Source organism: Sphingomonas qilianensis (genome assembly GCF_039614825.1).
Lineage (GTDB): Bacteria > Pseudomonadota > Alphaproteobacteria > Sphingomonadales > Sphingomonadaceae > Sphingomonas > Sphingomonas qilianensis.
Window position 1 is genome coordinate 223,772 of the sequence record NZ_JBDIMF010000004.1, and the last position, 18,292, is coordinate 242,063.

General features: G+C 66.1%; 16 protein-coding genes and 1 other RNA gene. 7 read left to right on the plus strand and 10 right to left on the minus strand.

The window, feature by feature from the left end:
• Positions 1–216 precede the first annotated feature (216 nt).
• From ABC969_RS11195 to ABC969_RS11210, 4 genes are all read right to left on the minus strand, one after another.
• Positions 217–747 (minus strand): NUDIX hydrolase, encoded by a 531-nt coding sequence (locus ABC969_RS11195; protein ID WP_345864996.1) that lies wholly within the window; start codon positions 745–747, stop codon positions 217–219.
• Entirely contained in the window at positions 744–1,412 is a 669-nt protein-coding gene (locus ABC969_RS11200; protein ID WP_345864998.1) for a TPM domain-containing protein, read from the minus strand. The genes ABC969_RS11195 and ABC969_RS11200 overlap by 4 nt, the downstream gene beginning before the upstream one ends.
• Positions 1,412–2,299 (minus strand): TPM domain-containing protein, encoded by an 888-nt coding sequence (locus tag ABC969_RS11205; protein ID WP_345864999.1) that lies wholly within the window; start codon positions 2,297–2,299, stop codon positions 1,412–1,414. The genes ABC969_RS11200 and ABC969_RS11205 overlap by 1 nt, the downstream gene beginning before the upstream one ends.
• A 71-nt stretch (positions 2,300–2,370) precedes the next feature.
• Positions 2,371–2,949, minus strand: coding sequence for a LemA family protein (locus ABC969_RS11210; RefSeq protein WP_345865000.1), 579 nt, complete (start codon positions 2,947–2,949; stop codon positions 2,371–2,373).
• 80 nt (positions 2,950–3,029) lie between these two features.
• On the opposite strand from ABC969_RS11210, the gene mscL reads away from it, so the two are divergent.
• On the plus strand, positions 3,030–3,467 hold the full coding sequence (gene mscL / locus ABC969_RS11215; RefSeq protein ID WP_345865002.1) for a large conductance mechanosensitive channel protein MscL: 438 nt from the start codon (positions 3,030–3,032) through the stop codon (positions 3,465–3,467).
• 121 nt (positions 3,468–3,588) lie between these two features.
• Here the strand turns inward: mscL and ABC969_RS11220 are convergent, their stop codons facing one another.
• Positions 3,589–4,020, minus strand: a complete 432-nt coding sequence (locus tag ABC969_RS11220) for an RrF2 family transcriptional regulator (protein ID WP_345865004.1) — start codon at positions 4,018–4,020, stop codon at positions 3,589–3,591.
• A gap of 42 nt (positions 4,021–4,062) precedes the next feature.
• Between ABC969_RS11220 and ssrA the strand changes: the two genes are divergently transcribed.
• Positions 4,063–4,427: a transfer-messenger RNA gene (gene ssrA / locus ABC969_RS11225) on the plus strand.
• Positions 4,428–4,597: 170 nt separating this feature from the next.
• Here the strand turns inward: ssrA and ABC969_RS11230 are convergent.
• From ABC969_RS11230 to cysD, 3 genes are all read right to left on the minus strand, one after another.
• Positions 4,598–5,326: a 3'(2'),5'-bisphosphate nucleotidase CysQ gene (locus tag ABC969_RS11230; protein WP_380808318.1), complete on the minus strand. Its 729-nt coding sequence runs from the start codon at positions 5,324–5,326 to the stop codon at positions 4,598–4,600.
• Entirely contained in the window at positions 5,323–7,236 is a 1,914-nt protein-coding gene (gene cysN / locus ABC969_RS11235; protein WP_345865007.1) for a sulfate adenylyltransferase subunit CysN, read from the minus strand. Before cysN ends, ABC969_RS11230 begins: the two co-directional genes overlap by 4 nt.
• A 148-nt stretch (positions 7,237–7,384) precedes the next feature.
• Entirely contained in the window at positions 7,385–8,293 is a 909-nt protein-coding gene (gene cysD, locus ABC969_RS11240; RefSeq protein WP_345865009.1) for a sulfate adenylyltransferase subunit CysD, read from the minus strand.
• A 130-nt stretch (positions 8,294–8,423) separates the two neighbouring features.
• Between cysD and ABC969_RS11245 the strand changes: the two genes are divergently transcribed.
• Entirely contained in the window at positions 8,424–10,238 is a 1,815-nt protein-coding gene (locus ABC969_RS11245; RefSeq protein WP_345865164.1) for a DUF885 domain-containing protein, read from the plus strand.
• 27 nt (positions 10,239–10,265) lie between these two features.
• Entirely contained in the window at positions 10,266–10,781 is a 516-nt protein-coding gene (locus ABC969_RS11250) for a hypothetical protein (RefSeq protein WP_345865011.1), read from the plus strand.
• On the opposite strand, the gene ABC969_RS11255 is transcribed toward ABC969_RS11250, so the two are convergent.
• On the minus strand, positions 10,730–11,929 hold the full coding sequence (locus ABC969_RS11255) for a multidrug effflux MFS transporter (protein WP_345865165.1): 1,200 nt from the start codon (positions 11,927–11,929) through the stop codon (positions 10,730–10,732). The genes ABC969_RS11250 and ABC969_RS11255 overlap by 52 nt on opposite strands.
• A gap of 20 nt (positions 11,930–11,949) precedes the next feature.
• Positions 11,950–13,236 (minus strand): glycoside hydrolase family 130 protein, encoded by a 1,287-nt coding sequence (locus ABC969_RS11260; RefSeq protein ID WP_345865013.1) that lies wholly within the window; start codon positions 13,234–13,236, stop codon positions 11,950–11,952.
• Between the two features lie 219 nt (positions 13,237–13,455).
• Here ABC969_RS11260 and ABC969_RS11265 point away from each other — a divergent pair, with 219 nt between their 5' ends.
• From ABC969_RS11265 to ABC969_RS11275, 3 genes are all read left to right on the plus strand, one after another.
• Positions 13,456–13,689, plus strand: a complete 234-nt coding sequence (locus tag ABC969_RS11265) for a CsbD family protein (RefSeq protein WP_345865015.1) — start codon at positions 13,456–13,458, stop codon at positions 13,687–13,689.
• Between the two features lie 288 nt (positions 13,690–13,977).
• A complete protein-coding gene (locus ABC969_RS11270; protein WP_345865017.1) occupies positions 13,978–15,633 on the plus strand; it encodes a ShlB/FhaC/HecB family hemolysin secretion/activation protein in 1,656 nt (551 codons plus the stop codon).
• Between the two features lie 44 nt (positions 15,634–15,677).
• Positions 15,678–18,263 (plus strand): two-partner secretion domain-containing protein, encoded by a 2,586-nt coding sequence (locus ABC969_RS11275; RefSeq protein WP_345865018.1) that lies wholly within the window; start codon positions 15,678–15,680, stop codon positions 18,261–18,263.
• Positions 18,264–18,292 lie beyond the last annotated feature (29 nt).

Consider the following 18,292-nt stretch of genomic DNA (forward strand, 5'->3'; position numbering starts at 1 on the left):
GTCGTTCCCCGGCTATCGCAGGTCGGTTGCCTCACTATCTGTCACCCCGGACTTGTTCCGGGGTCCACCGCGCCGCTGGCGATGGCGTAGCTTGCGGCGCGGCAGACCCCGGAACAAGTCCGGGGTGACGGCGGGGGGATGGTCACCAATCAGGGTGGCGCTCGTTCGCCGGGGTTGCTCCTCAACCAGCGTGGCGCTCGATCGCCGGGGTGATCGCTACGCGGCGGGGTCGAGCAGCGCGCCGCTGATCAGCAGCAGCATCTTGACGTCGATCGCCACGCCTTCGGCACGCTTGGCGGCGACGAACGCCGGCAACGCCGCCAGCGCGACGCGGTGGACGGCGATATCCTCGTCCGCCGTGCCGCCGCCCTCGGCCACCCGGGTCAGGCCGGTGGCGCGGACCAGGGTGAAGCCTTCGCTGACCATCCCGGGAGAGGAATAGAACATGCCCAGCGACACGAGTCGCGCGGCGCGGTAGCCGGTTTCCTCCTCCAGCTCGCGCCCGGCGGACTCGAGGACGTCCTCGCCCTCCGTTTCATCGCCGACCAGGCCGGCGGGCAGTTCGAGGCAGCGGCGCCCGAGCGGCACGCGATATTGCTCAACCAGCAGGACATGATCGTCCGCATCGATCGCCACGATGACGGCGGCCTGGATATTGCGCGCGCGCGCGACATATTCCCATTTGCCCTGCCGCTTGGCGGCGATGAAGCGGCCCTGCCAGACGGTTTCCACCGGGTCGTCGCTCATAATTCGATCAGCCTGTCGGGGAGTTCGTTGCGATCCCCGGTGACGCGCGGGAAATGCTCGGCCAGCACGACGCCGACCTGCGCCACCGCCGCGGCCATGCCATCCCCCGGGCGGTCATCCTTGACCGCCGCGATCAGCGCGGCCATCGCCGCACCCCAGATTTCGGGCGGCACTTTGCCGTGGATCGCGGCATCGGCGATCAGCTCGGCGCGATGCTCATCGAGGCTGAGATAGATCAGCACGCCGGTGGCGCCGGCGGTGCGCTTTTCGGCGCTGGCGCGGAACAGATCGAGCGCGCGCGCGCGCGCCCGCCGCGTCTTGGTCGCGCCGGGCGTGAGCGCGATGCGCAAGGGGAGCGACGCCAGCGCATAGCGCCCGACGAGGAAGGCGAGCGCCGCCAGCACGAGCGCGATGGCATAAGGCGCGCCCGGATGCGGGCCTTGCCAAGGATCATAGAATAAGGCTTCCAGCCGCGCGGCGAGCTGCGGCCAGATCGACAGCACGGCCAGCACCAGCAGCATTGCCAGCACGCCGGCATGCGCCGCCACGTCATTATATTGATCGGACCGTCGCGCCACGACGGTGACGATCTCGCCCGCTGTGTGCCGCTCGGCCGCCGCCACCGCGGCGGTGACCGTGGCATGATCCTGTTCGGTCAATCGCATCACCAGCTCCCCGAGGCGCCACCGCCCCCAAACGAGCCGCCACCGCCGCCGGTGAAGCCGCCGCCACCCCAGCCGCCGCCGCCGGAATCGCCACCGCCGCCCCAGCCGCCGCCGCCGCCGCCGCGCATCGCGCTGTTGCCGATTTCATTGGCGATCGACCACAAGACGACCGGCAAGATCCCGCTGCCACCGCCATTGCCGCGATAGCGCTGCCCCCGGCCACTTTTACGGCGCAGGAACGACAGGCCGACAAAGCCGAGCACCAGCGCCCAGAAGATCAGCCCGAACGGCACGCCGCCGCCGCTTTGCCGGCGCGCGCGCGGCTGCGCCTTGTCGAACGCGGCGACCGAGGCATCGACCTTGGCCTGCGCTTCTTCGGGCGAGGCGCGCAGCTGCGCGATGATCGCATCGGCGCCGGCGGTCAGCGCGCCGGGCACGTCGCCGCCATTCTGCAGCCGCGGCATCATCTCCGTATTGATGATCACGCTGCTCAGCGCATCGGTGAGGATCGGTTCGAGCCCGCGCCCGACCTCGATCCGCGGCCCGCGCTGACCGGCTGGATTGTTGGGCGCGATGAACAGGATCGCGCCGTTATCGGCATCCTTCAGCCCCACGCCCCAGGCGCGGCCGAGCTTGTAGCCATAATCTTCCAGCGGATAGCCCTGCAGATCGGCGATCGTGGCGACGACCAGCTGCCGGTTGGTATCCTTTTGCAGCGCCTCCAGCTTGGTGGTCAGCTCGGCTTCGACCGCGGGGGGCAGCACGTTGGCGTCATCGACCACCAACCCGGTGAATTTGGGGAAGGTCTGCGCCTGCGCGGGCAGCGCGACGAGGCACAGCAGCGCCAGCGCGATACCGGCCCAGAGGCGCTGCACGGTGAGGGACAATGAACTCGGAGCCACACCTTGGCCTTCCCGCTGGAGAAAGGGGCCGCACGATGGCGGCCCCGGAAGGCGGCTCAGCTACCGAAATTGACCGTCGGGGCGGTTTCCGCGCCGGGCGTCGTCGCCTGGAACGGCACCAGCGGCTTGGCGCCGTAGAACACCTTGGCGCCGATCGCGTCGGGGAAGGTGCGGATGCGCGTGTTATAGGCCTGCACCGCGCCGTTATAATCGTTGCGCGCGATGGTGATGCGGTTCTCGGTGCCCTCGAGCTGGCTCATCAAAGTGGTGTAATTGCCCTGGCTCTTGAGCTCGGGATACGCCTCCTGCAGGCGCTGCAGCGACAAGGTTACCGCGCCCTGCGCGCGCTCGAAATTGGCCATGGCGGCGGGATCGCTCAATTGCTCGCCCGACAACCGGACCTGGCTGGCGGCGCCGCGCGCCTGCGTCACCTGGACGAGAATGTCCTTCTCCTGCGCGCCTGCCGCCTTCACGGTGGAGACGAGATTGGGGATGAGATCGGCGCGGCGCTGATACTGGTTCTGCACATCGGCCCAGCGCGCCTTGGCATTTTCCTCGGCAGTGGGAACGCTGTTGATCCCGCATGCGGACAGCATGACGGCGGACATCATGGCAATAGCGGCACGAGTGTTCATCTGGGATCTCCAACCTTGGCAAGCGCGGTGATAGGCGGCTAGCGTAACCACCGCTACGCGAAATCGGAAGGCCGCGCGATATGTTCAAGGAGTTCAAGGCGTTCATTGCGCGGGGCAACGTGCTCGATCTGGCCGTGGCGGTGATCATCGGCGCGGCGTTCGGCAAGATCGTGACCTCGCTGACCGACGACATCATCATGCCGGTGATCGGCTGGATCACCGGCGGGCTCGATTTCTCGAGCTATTTCGTCGTGCTGGGCAAGGCGCCCGCCGCGCTGGCCGGATCGACCGATTATGCCGCGCTGAAAAAGGCCGGCGTGTCGGTGTGGGGCTATGGCGCGTTCGTGACCGCCGCGGTCAATTTCCTGATCCTGGCGTTCATCATCTTCCTGCTGATCCGCGTTGTGAACCGGCTGGTGCCCAAGCCGGACGAGGCACCGGTGGCGCCGGCAGTCGAGCCGGCTGATATCGCGCTGCTGCGGGATATTCGGGATGAGTTGCGGAAGGTGCGCACTTAACCCAACCCGTCACCCCGGACTTGGTCCGGGGCCCACTGTGCCGCAACCGATGCCGCAAAACGTCAGTCGTTGCGAAAACCGCTTGGTGGACCCCGGACCAAGTCCGGGGTGACGGTTGTTGTTAGGCGGCCGCCAGCTCCTCGGCGGCGGCATCGGCGAGGCTGGTGCCATCGAGGATGCGCGCGGTTTCATCGCGCACGCGCATCATGGCGTGGCGAATCGCGCAGGTCGCCTCGTCCTGGCAATCGTTGCACGAGCGGTACGCGGTGCGGCTGACGCAGGGCACCAGCGCCAGTGGCCCCTCGATCACGCGGATGATCTCGCCCAGGGAAATCAGGTGCGTCGGGCGCGACAGGCAATAGCCGCCCATCTTGCCGCGGTGGCTGTGCAAAAAGCCCGCCTCGCGCAGATCGGCGAGGATCAGTTCGAGGAACTTGCGCGGCACATTGGCCTGCGCGGCGATGCGGCCCATCGGGATCGGCGGGCTGCCGGCCGGCGCTTCGGCCAGGAACAGCATCGCACGAAGCGCGTAACGGGATCGCTGGGTGAGCATTATACTCCCCCCATGCCGCGAATTTGTGGCGAGTAAAAGGCGGGGCTTTGCAAATCCTGCGCCTGTTCCTATATCCGACCTGTCATAAGGGGCTTGCCCCGGAGACTATGGTGATAAATGGCGGCGCATAATAGACGCAACGGACCCGGGGGCAGTACCCGGCGGCTCCACCACAACCCGCTCTCAAGCCTTTCAGGCACGGGCAGGTTCTGACGGGGCCGAAGCAGGATCGACGTGTGTTCAAAGGCGCTGTTTTTGCCACGGCTGAGTAACCGTTTATAGGCTCAAAACCACAAGTGCTAACGACAACGATGCACTCGCGATTGCGGCGTAAACCGGACCTAACGGTCTAGTTTACTAACGACAAAAGCGCGGTTGGACCGCACCGGGCAACAGAAGCGGATTCCGGCGGTACGGGGAGCACCGAGCAACAGAAGCTCCCCACCTTATTCCTTACCCCCACCGTCACCCCGGACCTGGTCCGGGGTCCACTAAGCCGCTTGGCTGGTGGCCAAATGCGCGTGCGCTTCGCGTGCCGCCCGGTGGACCCCGGAACAAGCCCGGGGTGACGAAGGGGTTAGGTTCCCGCCAAAATCGCCAGGACGACATCCCGCAATTCCGCGCGGCAGATCAGCAGATCGGGCAGCATCGGGTCTTCGCAATTATAAACAAGCGCCGCACCGTCGAGCCGCGTGGCGCTGAGGCCCGCGGCGATCGCCACTGCGGCGGGGGCGCAATTATCCCATTCATATTGCCCGCCGGCATGCAGATAGATGTCGGCACGGCCATCGACCACGGCCATGGCCTTGGCACCGGCCGAACCCATCGGGATCAGCTCGGCATCGAGCGCCCGGGCGACGGTGAGCGCCGCCTCTGGCGGGCGTGTGCGGCTGACCACCATGCGCGGGCGGCGGGGCGTTTCGATCGTCGCGAACTGCTGCCCGCTGTCGAACGTGACGCCTTGCGCGGGCAAGGCCACGGCGCCGATCAGCGGCACGCGATCGACCGCGAGCGCGACATGCACCGCCCAATCATCGCGCCCTTCCGAATATTCGCGCGTGCCATCGAGCGGATCGACGATCCACACGCGCGGGCAGGCGCAGCGCACGCGATCGTCGCCGGCTTCTTCCGACAGAATGGCATCGCCGGGCCGCGCCGCCGCCAGCCGGGCGAGGATCAGCGCATTCGCCTCGTGATCGCCGCGCACGCCGAGCGCCTTGCCGTCCTCACGGCCCTCGGCGCGGATCGCCAGCAGCAACCGCCCCGCCTCCTCGGCAATGTCCCGCGCCAATTCCGCGTCGTTCACAGATCGTGACTCCATACGCCCATGACATGCTCGACGATGCGCTCGGCCGCCGCTTCGGGGCTTTCACGCGTCGTATCGACGCGGATCTCGGGATTGACCGGCGCCTCATAGGGGCTGTCGATGCCGGTGAAGTTGCGCAATGCGCCCGACCGCGCATTGGCATACAGGCCCTTCACGTCGCGCGCCTCGGCCACATCGAGCGGGGTATCGACGAACACTTCGACGAACTCGCCCGCGGGCAGCATATTGCGCACCAGCGCGCGCTCGACGCGGAACGGCGAGATGAACGCGGTGAGCACGATCAGCCCGGCATCGGTCATCAACTTGGCGACCTCCCCCACGCGGCGGATATTCTCGATCCGCCCGGCATCGGAGAAATCGAGATCCTTGTTGAGCCCGTGGCGGATATTGTCGCCATCGAGCAGGAAGGAATGCCGCCCGAGCGCGTGCAATTTCTTCTCCACCAGATTGGCGATGGTCGATTTGCCCGAGCCGGACAGGCCGGTGAACCACAGCAATTTGGGATTCTGCCCCTTTAGCCGCGCATGCGCCTCACGCGTGATGTCGATCGCCTGCCAGTGGACGTTCTGGCTGCGGCGCAGCGCGAAATTGAGCATGCCCGCGGCGACCGTGGCATTGGTGATCTTGTCGATCAGGATGAACCCGCCCAACTCATGGCTGTCGGCATAGGGCTCGAACGCGATGTCGCGATCGGTATACACTTCGGCCACGCCGATATCGTTGAGCCCGAGCGTCTTGACCGACAATCTGGCCATCGTGTTGACATCGATGGCGTGCTTGGGCGCCTGCACCGTTGCCGAGACCGTGCGCGTGCCCAGCTTGAGCCACAAGGCGCGGCCGGGGAGCAAGGGCTCCTCCGCCATCCACACGATCGTCGCCTCGAACTGATCGGCGGCCTGCGGCGGATTGTCGGCGGCAGCGATGACATCGCCGCGCGAACAATCCACTTCGTCGGCGAAAGTCAGCGTGACCGACTGGCCGGCGACGGCGAGGAGCAGATCGCCATCGGCGGTGACGATGCGCGTGATCGTCGAGGTGCGGCCCGAGGGCAGCACGCGGATCCTGTCGCCGGGCGTAATGCTGCCACTCGCGATCATGCCGGAGAAGCCGCGGAAGTCGAGATTGGGGCGATTGACCCATTGCACCGCCATGCGGAACGGCTTGGCCTGTTCCGCCTCGACCTCAAGCGGGACGGATTCGAGATGCTCGATCAGCGTGGGGCCAGCATACCACTGCGTATTGGGCGACAGCGTGGTGATATTGTCGCCGGCGAAGCCTGAGATCGGCAGTGCGGTGAACGACGTGATGCCGATGCTCTCGGCGAACTCCGTGTAATCGGCAACGATGGCATCGTATGTAGCCTGATCATAGCCGACCAGATCCATCTTGTTGACCGCGAGCACGAGATTGCGGATGCCGATCAGGTGGCAGAGATAGGAATGCCGCCGCGTCTGCGTCAGCACGCCCTTGCGCGCATCGATCAGGATCACCGCGAGATCGGCGGTCGAGGCGCCAGTGACCATGTTGCGCGTATATTGTTCGTGGCCGGGCGTATCGGCGACGATGAACTTGCGCTTTTCGGTGGAGAAAAAGCGATAGGCGACATCGATCGTGATGCCCTGTTCGCGCTCCGCGGCGAGGCCATCGACGAGGAGCGCGAAATCGATGTTCTGCCCCTGCGTGCCGACGCGTTTGCTGTCGGCTTCGAGCTGGCTGAACTGATCCTCGAAGATCGTCTTGCTGTCGTAGAGCAGGCGACCGATCAGCGTGGATTTGCCGTCGTCCACGCTGCCGCAGGTGATGAAGCGGAGCAGCGATTTATGCGCGTGGCCGTGGAGGTACGCGTCGATGTCCGAGGCGATGAGGGCGTCGGTGACGTAAGCGCTCATCGTGCTCCCCTCCCTGAAAGGGAGGGGTTGGGGGTGGGTCGATGCACACGATACGGTGCCGTTTGAGCACGTGGTTTCCGTAACGCCTGGACGCTACCCACCCCCGGCCCCTCCCTAAGAGGGAGGGGAGTGAATTCTAGCGCGCCCATCAGAAATACCCCTCCTGCTTCTTCTTCTCCATGCTGCCCGCCTGATCGTGATCGATCGCGCGGCCCTGGCGTTCGCTGGTGGTGGTGAGCAGCATTTCCTGGATCACCTGCGACAAGGTGGTCGCCTCGCTTTCCACCGCACCGGTGAGCGGATAGCAGCCCAAGGTGCGGAAGCGGATCGAGCGTTCGACCGGCACCTCGCCCGGTGCCAACCGGAAGCGATCGTCATCGACCATCAGCAGCATGCCATCGCGCTCCACCGTCGGGCGCGGGGCGGCGAAATAGAGCGGCACGATCGGGATGTCCTCCGCCTGGATATATTGCCAGATATCGAGCTCGGTCCAGTTGGAGATCGGGAAGACGCGGATGCTCTCCCCCTTGGCTTTGCGGGCATTGTACAGATGCCACAGTTCGGGGCGCTGGTTCTTGGGATCCCAGCGATGATTGGTCGAGCGGAAGCTGAACACGCGCTCCTTGGCGCGGGACTTTTCCTCGTCACGCCGGGCACCGCCGAACGCGGCATCGAAGCCGTATTTGTCGAGCGCCTGTTTCAACCCTTCGGTCTTCCACAGATCGGTGTGCAAGCCGCCATGATCGAACGGGTTGATGCCGCGCGCCTCGGCATCGGGATTGCGATGGACGAGCAAGTCCATGCCGCTTTCCTGCGCCATCCGGTCCCGCAGCGCATACATGTCGCGGAATTTCCACGTCGTATCGACATGCAGCAGCGGAAAGGGCGGCGGCGCGGGATAAAAGGCCTTGCGCGCCAGATGCAGCATCACCGCGCTATCCTTGCCCACCGAATAGAGCATTACCGGACGCTCGGCCTCGGCCACCACTTCGCGCAGGATCTGGATGCTTTCGGCTTCGAGGCGATCGAGGTGCGTCAAAATCGTCGGTGTCGTCATGCATCCCCAAGTGGGCGATCGGGCCCGCCGACGGTATGCCCCGAATTGTTGGCCGCCGACAATCACAGGTTTGCCGACGCCCCGGCCTTGCTCCCCGCACGACGGCGACCTAGGCCTGTTTACCATGATCATGACACCGCTGCGGCTCGCCGCCCTGCTCGCCTCCACCCTTCTCGTCGCCGCGCCGGTCGCGGCGCAGCAACTGGCCAAGCCGGTGGCCGCGCCGGGCGACGGGCCGGAGGATGCCAGGCTCAAGCAATTGTTCCACGACAGCGATGAAGCGAGCCTCAAGCGCAATCCGATCAGCGCGCTGTTCCGCGGCGACCTGCGCTATGCCGACCGGCTGGGCGATTTCTTCTCCGACGCCGCGATCGCCGCCGAGCGCGCCGCGAGCCAGAGCGATCTACGGCGCCTGGATGCGATCCAGCGCGCCAAGCTGACGCCGGTCGATCAGCTCGCTTATGACGTGTTCCGTTTCGCCACGCTCAGCAGCCTGCGCAGCTCGGAACCCGATATCGTCGCGCTGACGATCGTGCGGCCGCTGGATCATTTCAACGGCATCCAGGGCTTCTATCCCGATATCGCCTCGGGCCAGGGCGCGGCGCCGTTCAAGAACGCGCTCGACTACGAGAATAATCTTAAGCGCAACGCGCAATATGCCGGGCAGCTGGATGCGGCGATCGCGCGCTTCCGCCAGGGCATGGCAAGCGGCGTGGTGCAGCCCAAGCTGACCGTGCGCAACATGATCGAGCAGTTCGACAATATCATCGCACAGGGCGTGGCGGGATCGACCTTTTACGGGCCGGTGAAAAGCTTCCCCGAGACGATCCCGGCGGCCGAACAGGCGCGGTGGCGCGCCGCCTATACCAATCAGATCCGCGACGTGCTGATCCCGGCGCACCAGCGCATGCGCGATTTCCTGAGCGGCACCTATCTGGCGGCGGCGCGCGACAGCATCGGACTGTCGGCGATGCCGGGCGGGGCCAAATTGTACGATTACTTGATCCAGCAGAGCACGACCTTGCCGCTGAAGGCCGAGGACGTGCATCAGCTCGGCCTGTCCGAAGTGGCGCGCATTTTGAGGGATATGGAGACGCAGAAAACGGCGACGGGCTTTACCGGCACGCTGGCCGACTTCTTCACCTTCCTGCGCAGCGATGCGCGCTTCCAGCCCAAGACCAAGGAGGAATTGCGGCTTGCTTACGAGGCGATCGGGCGGCGCATCGATGCGCGCGTGCGCGAGCAATTCTCGCTCATTCCGCGCAGCCAGCTCGTCATTCGCCCGGTGCCGGCGTATAAGGAAAAGACCGATGCCGGTGGCTCCTATCAGGACGGCACGGTGGATGGATCGCGCCCCGGCACGTTCTTCTACAACACTTATGATCTGCCCTCGCGCTACACCTGGGGCACCGAGACTTTGTTCCTGCACGAAGCCGTGCCGGGGCATCATTTCCAGATCAGCCTGGCGGCGGAAAACGAGAAACTGCCGGCATTCATGCGCTTCGGCGGCAATACCGCTTATGTCGAAGGCTGGGCACTATATGCCGAGACGCTGTGGCCGGAGCTGGGCATGGAAACCGATCCCTATCAGCGCATGGGCGGGCTTTCCGACGAGATGCTGCGCGCGATGCGGCTGGTGGTCGATACGGGCATCCACGCCAAGGGCTGGAGCCGTGAGCAGGCGATCAAATACATGCTCGACAATTCGCCGATGGCCAAGACCGACGCCACCGCCGAGGTGGAGCGCTATATCGCCATTCCGGGCCAGGCTTTGGCCTACAAGATCGGGCAGCTGACGATCCTGCGGTGCAAGGCCCGGGCCAAGGCGGCGCTGGGCGCCAAATTCGATCCGCGCGGCTTCCACGCCGCGGTGCTCGATTCGGGATCCCTGCCGATGCCGGTGCTGGAGCAGAAGATCGACGCCTGGATCGCGGCGCAGCGCTGACCCGCAGGTACCTGGACGATCGCGCTTATGCTGAGCAAACCGGATCAGGCGGCGGCGAACGTGGAACAGGCACGGGCGTTGCGCGCGGCGGGGCAGCCCTATCGCGAGATCGGCCGCCGACTGGGGCTGAGCAGCGCGCAACTGGGGCATGTGCGCCGCACGCTGAAGCGCGAAAAGGCCGCGCGCACGCGGCTGCGCAACGCCGCGCCACAGGCGGGCGATGCCGATCTGCCGGTGGCGCAGGCCGCGCTGCCCAAGGGACTGCGCCGCATCCTGACCCAGGCCGGATACCGCACACTGGGCGATATCGCCGCACGGCTGGCGGAAACGGACGACCGCGTGCTCGAGCGGATGCCGGGCATCGGCGCGCACCGCGCGCGGCTCGTGACGCGGCTGCTCGACCAGTTCGACCTGCTGCCCGGGCCCAGCGACCTGCAGGCCGCGGTGGAGCAATTATTCCCTGAATTCAGCGATGCCCCCGCGCCGCCGCCTCAGGCGGCAACCCGATGCGGGCGAAACAATTTGCCGCGCTCCACGACGTAAACGATGGCAAGCACGGCAAGGCCGATGCCGAGATAGCCGATCGCCAGCGGGAAAGTGGTGCCGTTATACGATTGCCCGATCAGCGACCCCACGACGACCGCGCCGATGCTGGTGATGAAGCCCTGGATCGACGAGGCGGTGCCCGCGATATGGCCGACAGGCTCCATCGCCATGGCGCCGAAATTGGAGCCGCACAGCCCGATACAGGTCATGCTCAGCGCCTGGAACGGGATATAGGTCCACAGCGATTCGAGCCCCGCGCCGATCACCGCGAGATGCACCAGCGACAAGGCGATCAACCCGAACACCGCGGCTTGCGAGATCAGCCGCGTACCCAGCCGCTCGACCAGCCGGCTGTTGGCAAACGAGGCACAGCCCATGGCGAACGCGCACAAGGCAAACAGCAGGGTGAAACGCGCGCCGGCATGGAATTCATCGACGAAAATCTGTTGTGCCGAGGAGACGAAGGCGATGATCCCGCCAAAGGTGAGCGACGCGGCGACGGCATAGCCGAAGGAGAAGCGATTGGTCAGCGTGAGCCGGTAACCCTCACGCAGCGAGGCGAGCGACAGCGGGATGCGACGCGCGGCGGGCAATGTTTCCGTCAAGCGGAGCAGCGCCCAGGCCAGCACGGCGGCGGCGAACCCGGCGAGCGCATAGAAGATGAAGCGCCACGGGCCGATGCCGAGCAGCAGCTGCCCCAGGCTGGGCGCGAGGATCGGCACGAGGAAGAAGATCATCTGCGCCAGCGACAGCGTGCGCGCCATTTGCCGGCCGGATTGGCCATCGCGGACGATCGCCACCGCCAGCACGCGCGTGGAGGCGGACATCAAGCCCTGCAACAACCGCGCGCCGAGCAATGCCGCGAACGTCGCCGAACTGGCAGCGAAAATGCTCGCCGCGACGAACCCGGCGAGCGTGACGACCAGGATCACCTTGCGCCCGTAGCGATCGGCGAGCGGGCCATAGACCAGCTGCCCGGCGCCAAAGCCCAGCAGATAGGCGGTGATGATCCATTGACGGTGGTTGGCCGCCACGATCGACAGTTCGTGGCCGATATCGGCCAGCGCGGGGAGCATCAGATCGACGCCCAGCGCATTGACCGCCATCACCGCGGCAATGAACGCGACGAATTCGCGCCGCGCCATGCCGCCGGGCTGAACCACGCTCATGCCGGGACCATCACCGAGAGCAGATCATCGACATTGGCAACCGCGAAGGCGGAATATTCATCGCCGATGGCATAGGGCAGCAGGATGCGCCGATCGTGCAGCAGCCCGCCGCAGCTATAGGTGACGTTAGGCACATAGCCACCGCGCTGCTCGGCGCTGGGAAACAGCAGGGGCGAGGCAGTACGCGCCAGCACGCGCGCCGGATCCTGCTTGTCGAGCAGGCAGGCACCGATGCAATAGCCGCGCACCATGCCGACGCCGTGGGTGAAGACCAGCCACCCCTCGTCGACCTCGATCGGCGAACCGCAATTGCCCAGCTGGACGAATTCCCAGGGATATTTGGGCGCCATGATCGGCGCACCCGCATCCCATTGATACAGATCGTCCGAGCGCAGCAGCCAGATATTCTCGTTATCCTGCCGCCCGAGCATGACGAACTGCCCATCGATGCGCCGCGGAAACAGCGCCATGCCCTTGTAACCGGTCAGTTTGCCGACCAGCGGGCGCATTTCGAACGTGCGCATGTCGACGCCGCGGAGTAATTCCTGCCGCGCATTCTTGCCGTCGAAGGCGGTGTACGTACCGATGATGCTCTGCACCCCATCATGATCAGTGAAATTGACCATGCGCAGATCCTCGATGCCCTGCCGCTGGCTGGGCAAAATCGGGAAGATCACGGTTTCGGAGACATCCTGGCTATCGTCGCACAGCAGGCGGATCCAATCATCGGCATAGCGCTCGATACGCGGCGGCACGCCGTGCGGACTGACCGGATCGATCACCAGCCGGTCCCCCGGACCCCAGCGGCCGGTGCGCAAGGTGACCGAGGAGACATGCCCCTCGCCAATGCCGCGCAGCGACAGCAGGAACTGCACGCCATCTTCCACGCTGGGCGTGGTATCGGGCAGGCGCACGATGCTGGGATTGAACAAAGCGGCGGATTCGAAGGCGAATTCCTGGCTGAAATAGGCACCGATCAGCAACTGCGTGGTGCCATCGACCGGCGGGTTGCCCAATTGCTCGCGCACCGCCTCGAAACGACGCAGGAAGACCGCATCGCTGTTACGATGCCGTTCCTGCATCGGTTTTCGCAGCAGGCCGAGCATGCGCGTGCGCAGCGCAGGGGTAAGCCCCTCGATGCGCTGCAACACTGCCGCCGCACGCGACGGGCGATCGGCGCGAAAGGCCTCGGGATAGTCGAAACTGAACGGGCGGATCACGGTCCGCGAGGGATCAGGCTTAAGCTCGATCTCGAGCTTGGTGAAAACGTCCGCTGCTTGCATGGGGCACTTTCATGACGCGGCCGGGCAGAATGCGATCGGCGCTGGCACAGCGCTGCTGACGCCATTTGTATCCCGGGCATAGCCGCAAAACACACATGTGACGTTATCGCTCACATGCCTGCAGCGCGCGAGCAATATTGCGCGCACCGCACAATGGCGTGGACATTATACGCCGCCGCGACGTTCTAGCGGGCACGATTAACCACAAGGACGATTGCCATGACCGACACCCGCACGACCGACACCGACACCACGCCCACCACCCAGACCACCAGCGCAGCATCCAGCGTTGCCGGCACGCTGCAAAACGGCACCACCGCCGTGCAGGACGCGGTGACGCCGATGGTGGACAAGGCACGCACCTTCGCCCGCGAACGCCCGTATGCCACCGCCGCACTGGTCGGCACGATCGCGCTCGCCGTGATCAACACGCTGCGCGGCAAGCGCGCCTAAACGGCGACCGCCGCCGCGGTACTTTGACGACCGATTCCCCGGGGGGCCAAGCGTGAGGCGCCTGCCCCTCGGGCGATCCCGACGCCGCGCAGACAGGCGCGGGGCCATTTCTGCTCCCGAAAATCTTGCCTTATATTAACTAGTCAGCAGTGTTTGGCGCCTAAGCGATAGATCATGGTTCGCAAGTGAACCCGGTCGACGTGTATGCCGGCCGATATTATGTTACGAGTGCGCCTCACTGCGCGTGAGGCGTCACCGCCTTACAACGCGCCAGCACTCGAGATCCTCATGCTCAAGACCAGCCATGTTGCGTTCGCCTTGTTAGCGACGATCCCTGCCGCGCATGCGCAGCAAGCGCCGAACGCCGGCACGCAGCTGCAGCAGCTTCCGCAACCGCCGGCGCCTGTTAAAACGGTGCCGGATCTGGTGATCGATGCGCCCCGCCCGGCCCCCGCCAGCGACAGTGACACCGCCGTGCCGGTGCAGACGCTGCAGATCACCGGACAGACCCTGTTTTCGGAACAGGAATTGCGCACCGCCGCCGGCTTCGTGCCCGGCGCGCTGACCTTCACCCAGGTGCGGGCGCTCGCCGCGCGGATCGCCGATTTCTATCACGCCCGTGGCTATATCCTCGCCCAGGCCTATCTGCCCGAGCAGGATGTGCAGGATGGTGCGATCACCATCGCGGTGGTCGAAGGGCGTTACGGCAAGATCGACGTGCGCAACGCAGCGCGCCTGTCGGACGGCGTGCCACGGCGCATCCTGCGCGGCCTCGCGCCGGGCGATGTCGTCACCAATGCGCCGCTCGAGCGCCGCTTGCTGTTGCTCTCCGACATTCCCGGCGTGCGCACCAAGGCGACGCTGGCGCCGGGCACGGCCGTCGGCACCTCCGATCTGATCGTCGATGTCGCGCCGGGGCCGTGGATCAGCGGCAATCTGGAAGCGGATAATGCCGGCAACCGTTATACCGGGGCCTATCGCTTCGGCGGCACGGTCAATCTCAACAATCCGGCCGGGATCGGCGACCAGCTCAGCCTGCGCCTGCTCGCCTCGGACAGCGGGCTGGGCTATGGCCGGATTGCCTATCAGGCACCCATCGGCAACGCGACATTGGGCGTCGCTTATGCGCATCTTCGTTACGATCTCGGTCGCGAGTTCGAGGCGCTCGACGCCTCCGGCACGGCCGACATCTTCAGCGTGTATGGCAGCTATCCGCTGATCCGCTCGCGCCGCGCCAACCTGTATGCGCTGGCAAGCTTCGATTATAAAATGCTCAACGACGAGATCGGGCTCGTTTCGAGCGATTCCAAGCGCCACATCAAGGCCGGCACGCTCGGCTTTGTCGGCGATGTGCGCGACGATTTCGCCGGCGGCGGCTCGACCGTGTTCTCGGGCAGCTGGACGAGCGGCGATCTCGACATCCGCAGCAGGCCCGAGCGCATCGCCGATGCCGCCAGCGCGCGCAGCAATGGCGGCTATAACAAGGTGCAGGGCAGCGTCGCACGGCTGCAGTCGATCGCCGGGCCGCTGTCGCTCTACGGCGCCGTGCGCGGCCAGCGGGCGTTCAACAACCTCGACAGTTCGGAGAAGATCCAGCTCGGCGGCGCATACGGCGTGCGCGCCTATCCCGAGGGCGAGGCGTTCGGCGACAGCGGCTATATCGCCACTGCCGAGGCGCGCGTGCGGCTCAACGAACCGGGCCTGCTTGGCCAGTTCGAGCTGATCGGTTTTATCGAAACGGGCGAAGTGCGCTTCGCGCAGGATCCCTGGTTCACCGGCTCCAACCATGCGGTGCGCAGCGGCTATGGCGCGGGGCTCAACTGGTATGGCCCCTACGGGCTGATCGTGCGTGGCAGCTACGCCCGCAAGCTCGGCACCGGCCCGGCCACCTCGGCACCTGATCGCGATGGCCGCTTCTGGGTCCAGATCGTCAAACTTTTTTGAACCAATTCCTGGGCGTCGCGCCTGTACGCGTAAAGGATTATCCCATGACCAATATTCGCCGCAAGACCCGCCTGTTCGGCACCAGCGCGATGGTGCGCTATGTCGGCATCGCGCTGGGCATCGCCGCGCCGATGGCGGCCGGCTCCGCGCAGGCGCAGACGCTGCCCGGCGGCGGCACGGTGGCGGCCGGCGCCGCGACCATCACGACCAGCGCCAACACCCTGACCGTCAACCAGACCAGCCAGAACGCCGTGCTCAACTGGCAGAATTTCTCGATCGGCCAGGGCGACGCGGTGGTCTTCGCACAACCCAACAGCGCCGCCGTCGCGCTCAACCGCGTGACCGGTGCCGATCCCTCGACGATCCTCGGATCACTATCGGCCAACGGCAAGGTTTTCCTGGTCAATCCCAACGGCATCGTCTTCGGCCGCGGCGCCAACGTCAATGTCGGCGGGCTCGTCGCCTCGACGCTGGATCTGTCCGACGCCGATTTCATGAACGGCAAATACGCCTTTGCCGGTAGCGGCGGAACGGTGCGCAACGAGGGCAATATCCGCGCCGATGGCGGTTACGTCGCGCTGCTCGGCGGGCAGGTCGACAATCAGGGCGTGATCCGCGCCAATCTCGGCACCGTGGCGCTGGCCGCGGGCACCGCGATCACGCTCGACGTGGCCGGCGACGGGCTGCTCAACGTGGCGGTCGACAAAGGCGCGGTCGGCGCGCTGGTGCAGAATGGCGGGCTGATCCAGGCGAATGGCGGGCAAGTGATGCTCACCGCGCAGGCGGCGGGCGCCTTGCTGCGTACCGTCGTCAACAACACCGGCATCATCGAAGCGCGCAGCTTCGCCAATCGCGATGGCCGCATCGTCCTGCTCGGCGATATGCAGAGCGGCACTGCCAACATCGCCGGCACCCTGGACGCCAGCGCGCCCGATGGCGGCAATGGCGGCTTTATCGAAACCTCCGCCGCCACGGTGAACGTGGCGGACGGCGCGCGCGTCACCACGCTCGCCCCCGCCGGCGTGACCGGCACCTGGCTGATCGATCCGGCCGACTATATCATCGGCGCGGGCGGCAACATTTCCGGCGTGACGCTGTCGGCGCAGCTGGCGACCAATAACGTGACGATCAGCACGATCCCGGCGGCCGGCGATGTCACCCCGGGCGAAGGCAACATCATCGTCAACGATGCGGTTGCCTGGTCCGCCTCGGGCACGCCGACGACGCTGACGCTGAACGCGTTCGGCGACGTGATCTTCAACGCGGCGGTCAGCGCGACCAACGGCAATATCGTCGCCTGCTGCGGCCGCGACGTGGTGGTCGATGCGGCGCTGACCACGGTGAATGGCAGCATCTCGCTGAGCGCCGGGCGCGACATCCTGGTCTATCATGCGATCACCACGACGGATGGCAATATCCGCCTGTGCGCCGGGCACGACGTGCATATCGAGGATGCCATCACGCTGACGCGTGGCTCAACCATTCCGGCCCAAAGCCTGGGCCTGCCGGTCGGGCTGACGCTGATCGCCGGGACGGACGGCACTGGCCCGGGCACCGCCGGCGGCACGGTGATCTTCGCCGCGCTGGCGCCGCCGACGACGGTAACCGTCGCGCCGGTCAACATCTTCTACAATCCCGTATCCTATGCCGCGCCAACCGATTTCGCGCCACGCTTCGTGCTGACCGAGGGCGCGACGATCAACCAGCGCATGTTGCTGTTCCCCAACGCCACCAAGACGTTCGACGGCAGCACCGCTGCGATCCTGAGTGGCTTCAACACCACCGCCACGTCCGGTCTGCCCGCGGGCGTGACGCTGGTCGCCGGCGCGGGCGCCAGCGCGACGTTCGACAGCAGCGCGGTTGGCACGGGGATCGGCGTGACCTACGCCGGCTATACGCTGGCGGGCGACAATGCCGGCCAATATGCGCTGGCCGACGCCTGCTGCACCACGGGCGCGCGCACCACCGGCAGCATCACGGCCGCGCCGACGCCGACGCCGACGCCGACGCCGACGCCAACACCGACACCGACACCCACACCGACGCCAACACCGACACCAACACCAACACCGACACCGACACCGACACCAACACCGACGCCGACGCCAACACCGACACCGACGCCAACACCGACACCGACGCCAACACCGACACCGACGCCAACACCAACACCGACACCGACACCGACGCCAACACCGACGCCGACGCCGACGCCAACACCGACACCGACACCGACACCGACACCGACGCCGACACCGACGCCAACACCAACGCCAACGCCGACGCCAACGCCGACGCCAACGCCAACGCCAACGCCGACGCCAACGCCAACACCGACACCGACGCCGGTGCCGGTCCCTGATACGCCAAACGCGGTGGAGGCAGCGCAGCAGCCGATCACCGGGTTTGCCCCCGCGATCGTCGCTTTCCCGGTCGGGGAAGGGCTGGGCGTGGTCGGCGGCGGGGTGCTGATGCCGACGCAACAGCTCGCCTCGTTCCAGGCACCGCAGCCGGTCGCCGAAGAGGTGCCGGTCAACCGGGTCGGCAGCGAGCAGGTCGGCAACGGCTTCTTGCCCAGCGCGCCGGCGCCCGTAGTGCCGGTGTATCGCAAGAAGCAGGCGCGTCATTAAACCCGGCCGGCGCACCCTGCTGTGCGCGG